The organism is Dankookia sp. P2 (assembly GCF_050632255.1).
GTDB lineage: Bacteria > Pseudomonadota > Alphaproteobacteria > Acetobacterales > Acetobacteraceae > Paracraurococcus.
Genome location: NZ_CP192581.1, coordinates 1,181,945 through 1,192,067 on the forward strand (window position 1 = coordinate 1,181,945; position 10,123 = coordinate 1,192,067).

The following is a 10,123-nucleotide window of genomic DNA, read 5'->3' on the forward strand; positions in this document are numbered from 1 at the left end:
GCGGCACCTGCTGCGGATGCGCGAAGCTGGTGATCTCAATCCGGTGGAAGCCGCAATCGGCGATCCGGTCGATCATCGCGACCTTCGCCTCGGGCGGCAGGATGGCCGGCTTCATGCTGCAGCCCGTCCCGGGCGAAGCATTCGCACAGCACGATGCCCGGCCCTTCCGGCGCCGCGCGCGCGGTAATCTCCTCCATCTCGGCAGCAGTCGGCAGGTCGCTCATCGATGCAGGTCCTTGAGGATGGCGATGGCGGCGTCCGGGTCACGGGCGACACGGGCGCCGCCTTCGGCCAGCGCGGCCAGCTTCGCCGCGGCGGTCTCCCGCTCGGCCCCGGCTAAGGCGCCGGCATGACCCATGCGCTTGCCGGGCGGCGCGTGCCGCCCGACCAGCATGGCGACAACCGGCTTCGGGCAGGATGGGATGGCCTCAGCCAGCGCATATTCCTTGTCACCGCCGATCTCGCCGCAATAGACTATGGCGGAGACGCCAGGGTCTGCGGCCAGCGCCGCCAGCCATTCATGCGGGTTGCGGCCGCAAACCGTGTCGCCGCCGATATGCGCGACGACGCGCTGGCCGATCCCCGCCGCGGTCAGCAGCCGTGCCATGGTCAGGGTCAGGGTCCCGCTGCGACACAGCACCGCGACAGAGCCGGGGCTGCAGAAGGACGGTGCGATCGAGCCCAGCAGCCCCACTCCGGGCACGCAGAGGCCGAGGGTGTTCGGCCCGACCATCCAGGACCCAGCCGCCCGCGCCGCCTGCGCCGCGCGCAGCCCGTCGTGTACCGGGACATACTCCGCCGCGACGACGATGCTCGGTATGCCGGCCGCCGCGCGCACCGCGTCCAGTACGCCCTCGGGCGGGGTATAGACCACCGCGGCGTCGGCCGGCTCCGGCAGTTCACGGACATCGTCGTACAGCGGCAGGCCGTCCACCACCTCGCCGCCGCGGCCCAGCGCGATGCCGGCAACCAGGTTGGTTCCGGCTTCCCGCATCGAGGCGACCTGGGCGGCGGCATAGCGGCCGGTCGGGTTGAACACCACGACGCGACGGGGAAGCTGCTGAGGAAGGGTGCGGTCATCACGGAGGGAACGGTGCGGCTCGCGGAGCATGATGGCAAGAGACTGCTGCACCAACATGGCGTGGCGATTCCGCATGGCATGCTGCTGCATGCTGCACCTGCGAAGGACGCAGAGGGGATCCTGAAGGCTCAGGTGCTGGAGGGCGGCCGCGGCAAGCGCGGCCTCGTGCGCCGCAGCCTGGCGGGCGAGGCGCCGGCGGTCGCGGCCGCGATCCGTGCCGCGCTCGGCGACGAGGCCGCACCTTTGTTGCTGGAGGAAGCGGTGCCGATGGCACGCGAGATCTACCTTGCGCTGCGCATCGACGGCACCGCGCAATCGATCGAGCTGCTCTGCGCACCGGAGGGCGGCGTCGAGGTCGAGCATGCGGCATCGCTGCTGCGCTGCGGAATCGAACCGGAGGCGCCCGGCGCGCTAGAGACTACCTATGCCGCGCTGCGCGTCGGCTTCCCGCCCGATCTTGCCGCGCGCCTCGCGCGGCTGGCGCTGCGCCTCGCCCGCATCCTGCGCGACGAGGATCTGGAGCTGCTGGAGATCAACCCGCTTGGCGTGCTGGCCGATGGGCGGCTGGTCGCATGCGACGCCAAGCTGGTGCGCGACGATGCCGCGACATTCCGCCATGCGGCGCCGGCCCTCTCTGCCGCGCTTGAGGATGCGGCGCTGACGCCACTCGAGCGCCGCGCCCGCGAGCAGGGCTTCCAGCTCGTGGAACTGCAGGGCGGCACGGTGGCGATGATCACCGCCGGCGCTGGGCTCGGCATGTTGATGCTGGACCTGCTGGCCGATGCCGGCTGCCCCGCCGCCTGCTTCATGGACAATGCCAATGGCGGCCCGGCCGAGACCATGCCGGACCGGCTGGCCGCGGCGTTCGAGATCGCTGCTAGGCCGGAGGTGAAGGCGATCATGTTCTTCACCACGCTGGCCTCGCGCGGGCTGAAGGCGCGGGTCGATGCGCTAGCCGCGGCGCTGCGCGCCAGGCCACCTACGAAGCCCTTCCTGGCCGGCATCGCCGCCGGCCAGTGCGGCGCTGCGCGGCTACCCGCTGGAGCAGGCGCGCGCCGACCTCGCCGCGGTCGGCGTCGCCGCGCTGCACGACGATCCGCACGAGCTGGTGCGGGCGGTGGCGGCGGCGGTGCGTGGCTGAGCTATTCCGGCTCGATCCCCGCCATCCGCATGATGCGGCCGTATTTCTCCCGTTCGCTGTGGCCATAGGCGATGCTGGATTCGAGGTCCATCGACACCGGGTCCATGCTCATCTCGCGCAACCGCCGGCTGATCTCCGGCTCCTGCACCGCGGCGGTGATCTGCCGGTTGACCTCGCGCTGGATGTCCGGCGCCACCGCGCTGCGGATTCCCATGCCGAGATACCCGCTGGTCTCGAAACCCTCGTACAGCTCGCGCATCGCCGGCAAGTCGGGGAAGCGGGCGGAGCGCTGCGGGCCGGTGACCGCCAGGGCGCGGAACTTGCCGGAGTTCAGGTGCGCATCGGCCGCCACCATGTCTATGTAGCAGAACTGCACCTGCCCCGACATCAGGTCGGTGATGGCATTGCCGACGATCTTGTAGGAGACCTCCTCGAATTCCAGCTTCGCCACGCGCTTCAGCAGCGCCGCCGGGATGCGGGAGGAGCCGTTGAACCAGGCCGAGTTCAGCTTGCCCGGTTGCGCCCGGATCGCGGCGAACAGCTTCTGCGCCGTCCGCCACGGGCTGTCGGCCGCCACCATCAGGTAGCTCGAGGTCAGGCCGAAGACGCCGACCAGGGCGAAGTCGCGCTCGGCATCGTAGCCGGGGTTGCGCATCAGATGCGGGTTGACCGAAAAGGTCGTGGTCGCACCCAGCAGCAGCGTGTGGCCATCGGCCGGCGCCTGCAGCACCGCGAGCGTGCCGACCACGCCATTGCCACCGGCGATATTCTCGACGACGAAGCCCTGCCCGGTGGCGGACTGCATCTGCCGGCCGACCAGCCGGGCGCAGATATCGCTGGACCCGCCGGCCGCGAAGGGCACGACGATGCGCACCGGCCGCAGCGGCCAAGCCGCCGCCCTCGCCTGCCCGGCAAACGCCGCGGCGCCGCCAAGCGCCAGGATCCCGCGCCGTCCGATCATCTCGTTTCCTCCAGGTCTTCTTCTCCACCAGCTTGCATCGCCAGCCGCTTCAGCGCCACCAGCCGCGAACTGCGGCGGACCAGACCCGCTACCTCCGTCCAATCCGGCGGCGGGTGCAGCCACACGCCGATCCAGCCTTTGGGACCGAGATAGGGCGGCGCGAAGAAGCGGTCCGGGTCGGCGCCGACCAGCACTTGCTGCGCCCCGGACGGCGCCTTGCACCAGGCCGCCAGGTCCCGCCCCTGTCCCGGTGCCATGGCGAAAATCCTGCCGCGCACCCGGAAGGTCGGCAGATCCCAGGTCTCGCGTTCCTCCGCCTCGGGCAGCGCAAGGCAGAGCGCGCGCAGGCGGGCGAGGGAGCTTGCCGTCTTCGCGCCTCAGGCCCCGCACAGGTCGAGCGCCATCAGTACCTCGTCCACATAGTGGCCAGGGCCAAGCCGGAGGCCGCGCGGCTCCGTGCCATAGGCGCGGAAGCCGAGGCCGCGATAGAGCGCCTGCGCGGCCGGCGCCTCGACGCTGACGGTCAGCAGCAGCGTCTCCAACCCGGCGCCCCGTGCCGCCGCGATCGCGCCCTCCAACATGGCCCGTCCGATACCCTGGCCGCGCGCCGCTTCCCGCACATAGACACCCCAGACATGCCCCTTATGCGCCAGCTTCCGCCGCCGCTCGGCGTAAAGGCCAGCCATGCCGAGCGGCTCCGGGTCGTCCGGCAACCAAGCGCCGAAGACCGCATCCGGCGGGTCGCGTGGCAGGCCGGCGGCGAAGGAGGCGACGTCGTGCGACGACTCCTCCTCGAAAGCCGCGCCGAAGGAGCCAGGGTGCAGCCGCAGCGCCTCCAGTCGGATCGCGCGGAAGGCCGCGGCATCGGCCATGGTGACGGCACGGATCATGACGGACATGCGGAGCCTCGACAGCGCGCTGGCGGTCGGCATCATGCGCGGCCCTGCAGCCGCAAGGAACCACTATGACCCTCGGCTTCCGCATCCGCGCCGTCACCACCCGCGTCGATGCCGCGCTCTCCGTCGGCATCATCGTGGTCGATGCCGACGGAGAGCTCGGCATCGCCAACGACCGGGGAGCTCATGATGGGCTGGGTGGCCAAGCGCGGCATAACCGCCGTGGTCATCGACGGCGCCATCCGTGACGCTGCGCAGCCCGGCGAGATGGATCTCGGTGTCTGGGCGCACGGTGCGCCCCTTCCGGCTCCCTACAAGGACGGGCCGGGCGAGATCTGCTGCCCGGTTGCCTGCGGCGGCTAAGTGGTGACGCCGGGCGACTTGATCATGGCTGATGAGGACGGGGTGGTGGTGCCGCCGCTGGCCGATGCGGAAGCGGCGATCGCTGCCGGGACAGAGGAACGCGGTTGGCTGATCGGGTCGCTTAGGGCAAAGGGCTGCGAGGGCGCCTGACCGCACGCGTCATGGCATAGGCAGGGGCCGCCCGCAGGCTGCCGTGGTCGTCGTCCGGCTTCTCTTCGGCCGCCAGCCCCAGGGCCGCGGCAGATTGCACGGCGCCAAAGGTAAGCCCGGTGAAAAGCCAGAACAGCAACGCCGGCCAGATACCGGCGGCGGAGGCACGCAGCAGGGTGCCGATGCCGCCCGGATCGGCCAGCAGCAGCGTCGCGAGGAAGAGCGCGGCGATGCCGAAGCCGATGGCTATTTGCAGCGCGAAGAAGCGAAGGACCGGCATGCGGCATCAGCGCCGCAGCCGGGCCCAGGTTCATTCGGTCTTCACCCGGCGCGCGGTGTCGCGTGCGGCGCCAGCCAGCCCATGGCCGCATCCGGCTCCGCATCCGTGGTGGGCAGATAGGGCTTGATGTCGAGCAGCGGCGTGCCATTCGCGCAATCGAGGTTGCGCACCCGCAGCACGCCGGGGGCCGCGAAGCCGTCGAACCGCACGACCGAGAGCGCGATCGGGTTCGGCCGGACCGGGGCGCGGGTGGCAAAGATCCCGCGCTGGTCGCCATCGAAGCGCGGGGAGAGCACCAGCGGCACCGGCGCGGCGCGGTCCATCCAGTAAAGTAGGATGAGGTGGCTGAACCCCTCCAGTCCCAGCAGCCCGGGTTGGTACTCCGGCGCCACCACGGCGCGGCATTCCGGCAGCGGGTCGGGCTGGCGACCGTTGCGCGGGCAATCCGCCGGGGTCGCCCAAGGGGTCTCGAGATGGCCGATCGGCGTCACGGCGAAGTTGGCCATGGGGCGGTCTCTTGGGGCGGTGGCGGTCCCGCTGTATTCCTTCCGGGACGCGGAGGAAAGCGCATGTCGGGGATGACAAGACGGATCCTGCTGGGGTCGATGCTGGCGGTACCGGCCCTGGCGCAGGAAGCCTGGCCCAATCGTCCCATCCGCTTCGTCAGCCCCTTCGCCCCGGGCGGGCCGCAGGAAGTGCCAGCGCGGATGATCGCCGAGCACCTGTCCCAGCGGCTCGGCCAACCGGTGGTGATCGAATCGAAGCCAGGCGCTGGAAGCGCGGTCGGCACGCAGTTCGTGGCGCGGGAGACGGATGGCCACACCTTCCTGTTCACCACCACCTCCTTTGCGACCTTGCCCGCAATTATGAAGGATCCGGGGTTTGAACCCTTCACCGACCTAGTGCCGGTGACGCTGGTCTCGGAAAGCTCGCTGCTGCTAGCAGCACGGGCCGATGCACCTTTCGCCGATTTCGCCGGGCTGCTGGCAGCGGCCCACGCCCGCCCGGGGCGGATCAGCGTCGGCTCGGCCGGCATCGGGTCCTCCACCCACCTGTCGATGGCGCTGCTGCAGAACTTGGCGCGGATCGAGTTGCTGCACGTGCCTTATCGGGGCGTGACCCAATCCTTGACCGCGCTGCTGTCGGGCGACATCGACCTCTGGATTGGCGATCCATCGATCCCCGCGAGCCAATTGCAGGAGGGCAAGGTGCGCCCGCTGGCGGTGACCACGGCGACGCGCAGCCTGGCGCTACCCGGCGTCCCGGCGATCGGCGAATTCGTCCCCGGTTTCGCCGTGCCCTTCTGGTTCGCCATGCTCGGCAGCCGGACGACGCCGCCGGAGGCGGTGGCGATCCTCATGCGGGAGATGGCGGCATTGCGCATACCCGACAGCGCGCTGGTGCGCCGGATGACGGCGCAGGGCGCCACGGTCCTGCTGACCGGGCCGGAGGCCTTGACCGCACGGCTACGGCAGGAAATCCCGCAGTGGAAGCAAGTCGCGGCGGCCGCCGGCATCACTCCGGAATGACGGGGACCGGCGGCGCCACCACCGCGCCGCCACCGAGCAGGGCCGCGATTTCCGCCTCGGTATAGCCCGCCTCCGCCAGCACGCCGCGCGCATCGGCGGAGAGCCGCGGCGCCAGCCGGATCTCGTCCGGCCCGGCGGCGGAGAAGGTGACGGGTCGGCCGAGGCCGGTCATGGCGCCCTCGGTCGGATGGACCTCCCGCCGCAGCAGGCCGGTTTCCCAGAGATGCGGGTCCTCCAGCAGCCCCTCGATCGTTGCATAGGGCATGGCGGGGATTTCCCGTCGGCGGAACTCGGCGGCCCATTCGGCGGTCGGGCGCTGCCGCAGTGCCTCGGCGCGCAGGGTGAAATAAGCGTCGACATTCCGGAAGCGGGCGATCACCGAGTTGAAGCGCGGGTCGTCGCGGCAGCTCGGGCCGGCCGATCGCGTCGAAGAAGGCGAAGGCCTGGGCGTCCGTGTTGGCGGAGACGGCGATGTAGCCGTCCTGCGTCGGGATCGGCTTGGCGTCCGGGTTCATCACCCGCGGGTCGCCGGTGGCACCTTCCGGGTCGAAGGTGCGTCTGAACATGTGCTCGGTCAGCACGAAATGCGCCATGCTCTCGTACATCGGCACCTCGATCGCCTGCCCCTCGCCGCTGCGCTCGCGGGCGAAGAGCGCGGCGGTGATCGCCTGGCTGGCGACGATGCCGGTGATGTGGTCGCAGAGCACGAAGGGGGCGTAGCGCGGCTCCCCGGTAACGCGGCCGAGCGCGGCGGCGAAGCCCGACATGCCCTGGATGATGGTGTCGTAGGCCGGGCTGTCATGGTGCCGGCCGCGGCTGCCGAAGCCGGCGATGACGCAGAAAACGAGGCGCGGGTTGCGCGGCCGCAGCGCCTCCCAGGTGATGCCGAGGCGCTTCAGCGCGCCGCTGCGCATGTTGGTCACCAGCACGTCGGCCTGCTCGGCCAGGCGCGCCAGCACGGCCATGCCTTCCGCGGTCTTCAGGTCCACGGCGATGCTGCGCTTGCCACGGTTGAAGTGAATGAATTTCGGCGACATGTCGGGCGACGGCGCCGGGCCGCCCAGCTTGCGCAGCAGGTCGCCCTCGGGGCTTTCCAGCTTGATGACCTCGGCACCCTGTTCGGCGAGCGTCAGGGTGCAGGAGGGGCCGACGACGACGGCGGTGAGGTCGAGCACCTTCACGCCGGAAAGCGGGCCCTTGGTCATGCCGCGTACTCCGCCACGCATTCGAAGGCCAGTCGCCCCGCATCGTCCAGGGCCCAGAGCCGCGCGCGGCCAGGCGCTTCCAGGTGGCAGGCGAGCGTCACCTCCCGCCCGACGAACAACGGCCGCCCCGCCCGCGTCGTCACCTTCCGCAGCGGCCCCGGGAGGTGCCGCTTCGCCAGTTCGGTCAGCTTCGTCGTGGTGATGCCGCCGTTGACGACTAGCGCCGGATAGCCCTCCGTCCCGCGCGCGTAGTCGGCGTCGTAGTGGATGCGGTGCCCGTTATAGGTCACTGCCGAGTAGCGGAAGAGCAGCGTGGTGTCGGGGACGAAGGTCTCGCGCGTCGCGCCATCCGGCAACGCCGGCGACGCGGGCTCGGCCGCGGGCGCTCCCGGCGTCGTGGCCTCGCGGTAGACCAGGTCCTGCTCCTCCACCACGCATTCTCGGCCCGCGCTCTCGATTCCATGGCGGATGGTGACGAAGATCATCCGCCCGCTTCGGCCCGATTTGGGCGTGATGGCGGTGATGCGGGAGATGCGGCGGACCTCCGCGCCGATCGCGACCGGCGCCTGGAACCAGGTCCGCCGCCCGGCGAACATCCGGCGCGGCAGCGGCACCGGCGGCAGGAACTCGCCGAGTGCGGCATGGCCGTCGGGTCCCAGCCCGGATTGCCGCGCCAGCGGGCCGAACAGCGCGACATGCCAGCCTTCCGGGATCGGCGCGCCGCGGCGAATGACGGCCGGGTCCTGGTCGAGCAGCGCGGCGAGGCGGCGCAGCAGCACCAGGCTCGCCTCGTCCTCCGCCACCTCCTCGCGGCCGATCCAGCCCTGCAACGCAGCCTCGTCCATGCCCGCCCTCCCGTTTGCGCGGAGTCTTCCGGCCCGTGCCCGGGCTGTCAAACCGGGCTCGCTTTTTCGCATCGCCACCGCTAGGGTGGCAACGGAACGTCGGAGCGGGATCGATGGCGGGAATGGATCGGGCCGCGACCGCGCACCGGATCGTCGTGGTGGGCGGCGGCGCCGCGGGGCTGGAATTGGTGACCCGGCTCGGCAACACGCTCGGCAAGTCCGGCCGCGCACAGGTCACGCTGGTCGAGCGGGCACGCACCCATCTCTGGAAGCCGCTGCTGCACGCCGTCGCCGCCGGCAGCCTCGACCGTGCGCAGCACGAGTTGCACTACCTGGCCCAGGCGCACTGGCACCATTTCACCTACCGCTTCGGCGAGATGATCGGCCTCGATCGCGAGAAGCGGGAAGTCCTGCTGGGCGCGACGCAGGACGACGAGGGCCGGCAGATCACCCCGCCCTCGGCGGTGCCCTACGACACGCTGGTGGTCTCGATCGGCAGCGTCACCAACGACTTCGGCACGCCGGGCGCGGCGCACCTCGCGGTGCCGCTCGAAACCCCGGAACAGGCCAGCCGCTTCCACCGCCGGCTGGTCAATGCCTGCCTCCGCGCCAACAGCCAGGCGGAGCCGGTGCGGCCGGGCCAGCTGCACGTCGCCATCATCGGCGCCGGCGCCACCGGCACCGAGCTGGCGGCCGAGCTGCACCGCACCGTCCGTGCCGTGGTCGCCTATGGCCTGACCCGGATCGACCCCGAACGCGACATCCGCATCCGCCTGGTGGAGGCGGCGCCGCGCATCCTGCCGGCCTTGCCCGAGCGCATCTCGATCGCCACGACCGAGCTGCTGCAAGGACTAGGCGTCGAGGTGCTGGCCGGGCGGCGGGTCAGCGAGGTACGGGCGGACGGCGTCTGCCTCGCCGATGGCGCGTTCCTGCCGGGCGAGCTGGTGGTCTGGGCCGCCGGGGTGAAGGGGCCGGAGGTGCTGAAGGACATCGCCGGCCTCGAGACCACACGGACCAACCAGCTGCTGGTCGAGCCGACGCTGCAGACCACGCGCGATCCCAACATCTTCGCCATGGGCGACTGCGCCGCCTGCCCGCGGCCGGACGGCAAGGGCTTCCTACCGCCGCGCGCCCAGGCGGCGCACCAGCAGGCCTCGCACATGGTCGGGCAGATCGGGCGGCGGCTGGCGGGCCAGCCGCTGACGCCCTTCGTCTACCGCGACTTCGGCTCGCTGGTCTCGCTCGGCCGCTACAGCACGGTCGGCAGCCTGATGGGCTTCCTGGTCGGCCGCAGCATGTTCATCGAGGGGTATTTCGCCCGGCTGATGTACCGCTCGCTCTACAAGATGCACCAGTCGGCGCTGCATGGGCATGCGCCGGTGGCCTGGCGGACGCTGGCGGGTCACTCACCTCCCGCATGGAGCCGGGAGTGAAGCTGCACTGACCCGCCGGGTCAGCGCGGCTGCACCTGCGGGTTGCCACCAGGGGACCCCGGGGGTGGGATGACCGGCGTCGTCCCGGGGGCCGGGACCGGCACTGGGGCCTGGATGCCGGGATCGACGCCGGTCGGTGGCCGCACCACGCCGGCCGGAGGAGCAGCGGCGGGCGGGGTCGCCGGCGGCGCCGGTACCGCGGGCCGGGGCGGCTCGCGTGGAGGGACCGGCTGCGCCAA

General features: G+C 71.3%; 14 protein-coding genes and 1 pseudogene. 5 read left to right on the forward strand and 10 right to left on the reverse strand.

What is annotated here, in order from left to right; genetic code table 11:
- Positions 1–35 precede the first annotated feature (35 nt).
- Both ACQ86J_RS07120 and ACQ86J_RS07125 read right to left on the reverse strand, forming a co-directional pair.
- Entirely contained in the window at positions 36–224 is a 189-nt protein-coding gene (locus ACQ86J_RS07120) for a hypothetical protein (RefSeq protein WP_431270570.1), read from the reverse strand.
- Positions 221–1,111 (reverse strand): succinate--CoA ligase subunit alpha, encoded by an 891-nt coding sequence (locus ACQ86J_RS07125; RefSeq protein ID WP_431270571.1) that lies wholly within the window; start codon positions 1,109–1,111, stop codon positions 221–223. Before ACQ86J_RS07125 ends, ACQ86J_RS07120 begins: the two co-directional genes overlap by 4 nt.
- On the opposite strand from ACQ86J_RS07125, the gene ACQ86J_RS07130 reads away from it, so the two are divergent.
- The gene (locus tag ACQ86J_RS07130; RefSeq protein ID WP_431270572.1) at positions 1,094–2,290 is read left to right on the forward strand and encodes an ATP-grasp domain-containing protein; all 1,197 of its coding nucleotides are present in this window, start codon (positions 1,094–1,096) and stop codon (positions 2,288–2,290) included. The genes ACQ86J_RS07125 and ACQ86J_RS07130 overlap by 18 nt on opposite strands.
- Here ACQ86J_RS07130 and ACQ86J_RS07135 read toward each other — a convergent pair.
- The 3 genes from ACQ86J_RS07135 to ACQ86J_RS07145 all read right to left on the reverse strand — a co-directional run bounded on the left by ACQ86J_RS07135 (position 2,224) and on the right by ACQ86J_RS07145 (position 4,118).
- Positions 2,224–3,183, reverse strand: a complete 960-nt coding sequence (locus tag ACQ86J_RS07135) for a Bug family tripartite tricarboxylate transporter substrate binding protein (RefSeq protein WP_431270573.1) — start codon at positions 3,181–3,183, stop codon at positions 2,224–2,226. The genes ACQ86J_RS07130 and ACQ86J_RS07135 overlap by 67 nt on opposite strands.
- Entirely contained in the window at positions 3,180–3,461 is a 282-nt protein-coding gene (locus ACQ86J_RS07140) for an MmcQ/YjbR family DNA-binding protein (protein ID WP_431270574.1), read from the reverse strand. The genes ACQ86J_RS07135 and ACQ86J_RS07140 overlap by 4 nt, the downstream gene beginning before the upstream one ends.
- A 99-nt stretch (positions 3,462–3,560) precedes the next feature.
- Positions 3,561–4,118, reverse strand: coding sequence for a GNAT family N-acetyltransferase (locus ACQ86J_RS07145; RefSeq protein WP_431270575.1), 558 nt, complete (start codon positions 4,116–4,118; stop codon positions 3,561–3,563).
- Between the two features lie 29 nt (positions 4,119–4,147).
- On the opposite strand from ACQ86J_RS07145, the gene ACQ86J_RS07150 reads away from it, so the two are divergent.
- Together ACQ86J_RS07150 and ACQ86J_RS07155 are read left to right on the forward strand one after the other, a co-directional pair.
- Complete coding sequence (locus ACQ86J_RS07150; RefSeq protein WP_431272807.1) at positions 4,148–4,327, forward strand: hypothetical protein; 180 nt, start codon at positions 4,148–4,150, stop codon at positions 4,325–4,327.
- The gene (locus ACQ86J_RS07155) at positions 4,269–4,442 is read left to right on the forward strand and encodes a hypothetical protein (RefSeq protein ID WP_431272324.1); all 174 of its coding nucleotides are present in this window, start codon (positions 4,269–4,271) and stop codon (positions 4,440–4,442) included. The genes ACQ86J_RS07150 and ACQ86J_RS07155 overlap by 59 nt, the downstream gene beginning before the upstream one ends.
- 121 nt (positions 4,443–4,563) lie before the next feature.
- Here the strand turns inward: ACQ86J_RS07155 and ACQ86J_RS07160 are convergent, their stop codons facing one another.
- Together ACQ86J_RS07160 and tsaA are read right to left on the reverse strand one after the other, a co-directional pair.
- Positions 4,564–4,872 carry a hypothetical protein gene (locus ACQ86J_RS07160; RefSeq protein WP_431270576.1) on the reverse strand — a complete coding sequence of 103 codons (309 nt, stop codon included), beginning with the start codon at positions 4,870–4,872 and terminating at the stop codon, positions 4,564–4,566.
- 41 nt (positions 4,873–4,913) lie between these two features.
- Entirely contained in the window at positions 4,914–5,378 is a 465-nt protein-coding gene (tsaA, locus tag ACQ86J_RS07165) for a tRNA (N6-threonylcarbamoyladenosine(37)-N6)-methyltransferase TrmO (RefSeq protein ID WP_431270577.1), read from the reverse strand.
- Positions 5,379–5,450: 72 nt separating this feature from the next.
- Here tsaA and ACQ86J_RS07170 point away from each other — a divergent pair, with 72 nt between their 5' ends.
- Positions 5,451–6,401 (forward strand): Bug family tripartite tricarboxylate transporter substrate binding protein, encoded by a 951-nt coding sequence (locus ACQ86J_RS07170; RefSeq protein ID WP_431270578.1) that lies wholly within the window; start codon positions 5,451–5,453, stop codon positions 6,399–6,401.
- Here the strand turns inward: ACQ86J_RS07170 and ACQ86J_RS07175 are convergent.
- The 3 genes and pseudogenes from ACQ86J_RS07175 to ACQ86J_RS07185 form a co-directional block, all read right to left on the reverse strand.
- On the reverse strand, positions 6,388–6,780 hold the full coding sequence (locus tag ACQ86J_RS07175; protein WP_431270579.1) for a CoA transferase: 393 nt from the start codon (positions 6,778–6,780) through the stop codon (positions 6,388–6,390). The two genes, ACQ86J_RS07170 and ACQ86J_RS07175, sit on opposite strands and share 14 nt — an antisense overlap.
- A gap of 61 nt (positions 6,781–6,841) precedes the next feature.
- Positions 6,842–7,627 (reverse strand): annotated as a pseudogene (locus ACQ86J_RS07180) (CaiB/BaiF CoA transferase family protein); the annotation flags it as partial.
- Positions 7,603–8,451 carry an FAS1-like dehydratase domain-containing protein gene (locus tag ACQ86J_RS07185; protein ID WP_431270580.1) on the reverse strand — a complete coding sequence of 283 codons (849 nt, stop codon included), beginning with the start codon at positions 8,449–8,451 and terminating at the stop codon, positions 7,603–7,605. The pseudogene ACQ86J_RS07180 and the gene ACQ86J_RS07185, both read right to left, overlap by 25 nt.
- A gap of 122 nt (positions 8,452–8,573) precedes the next feature.
- On the opposite strand from ACQ86J_RS07185, the gene ACQ86J_RS07190 reads away from it, so the two are divergent.
- Positions 8,574–9,884 (forward strand): NAD(P)/FAD-dependent oxidoreductase, encoded by a 1,311-nt coding sequence (locus tag ACQ86J_RS07190; RefSeq protein ID WP_431270581.1) that lies wholly within the window; start codon positions 8,574–8,576, stop codon positions 9,882–9,884.
- Positions 9,885–10,123 lie beyond the last annotated feature (239 nt).

What these genes read in the sequence shown, in the direction of transcription:
- ACQ86J_RS07120 (WP_431270570.1), bottom strand. Translation starts at nt 224, where the DNA reads ATGAGCGACCTGCCGACTGCTGCCGAGATGGAGGAGATTACCGCGCGC.
- ACQ86J_RS07125 (WP_431270571.1), bottom strand. Translation starts at nt 1,111, where the DNA reads ATGCTCCGCGAGCCGCACCGTTCCCTCCGTGATGACCGCACCCTTCCT.
- ACQ86J_RS07135 (WP_431270573.1), bottom strand. Translation starts at nt 3,183, where the DNA reads ATGATCGGACGGCGCGGGATCCTGGCGCTTGGCGGCGCCGCGGCGTTT.
- ACQ86J_RS07145 (WP_431270575.1), bottom strand. Translation starts at nt 4,118, where the DNA reads ATGATGCCGACCGCCAGCGCGCTGTCGAGGCTCCGCATGTCCGTCATG.
- ACQ86J_RS07150 (WP_431272807.1), top strand. Translation starts at nt 4,148, where the DNA reads ATGACCCTCGGCTTCCGCATCCGCGCCGTCACCACCCGCGTCGATGCC.
- ACQ86J_RS07155 (WP_431272324.1), top strand. Translation starts at nt 4,269, where the DNA reads ATGGGCTGGGTGGCCAAGCGCGGCATAACCGCCGTGGTCATCGACGGC.
- ACQ86J_RS07160 (WP_431270576.1), bottom strand. Translation starts at nt 4,872, where the DNA reads ATGCCGGTCCTTCGCTTCTTCGCGCTGCAAATAGCCATCGGCTTCGGC.
- tsaA (WP_431270577.1), bottom strand. Translation starts at nt 5,378, where the DNA reads ATGGCCAACTTCGCCGTGACGCCGATCGGCCATCTCGAGACCCCTTGG.
- ACQ86J_RS07170 (WP_431270578.1), top strand. Translation starts at nt 5,451, where the DNA reads ATGACAAGACGGATCCTGCTGGGGTCGATGCTGGCGGTACCGGCCCTG.
- ACQ86J_RS07185 (WP_431270580.1), bottom strand. Translation starts at nt 8,451, where the DNA reads ATGGACGAGGCTGCGTTGCAGGGCTGGATCGGCCGCGAGGAGGTGGCG.
- ACQ86J_RS07190 (WP_431270581.1), top strand. Translation starts at nt 8,574, where the DNA reads ATGGATCGGGCCGCGACCGCGCACCGGATCGTCGTGGTGGGCGGCGGC.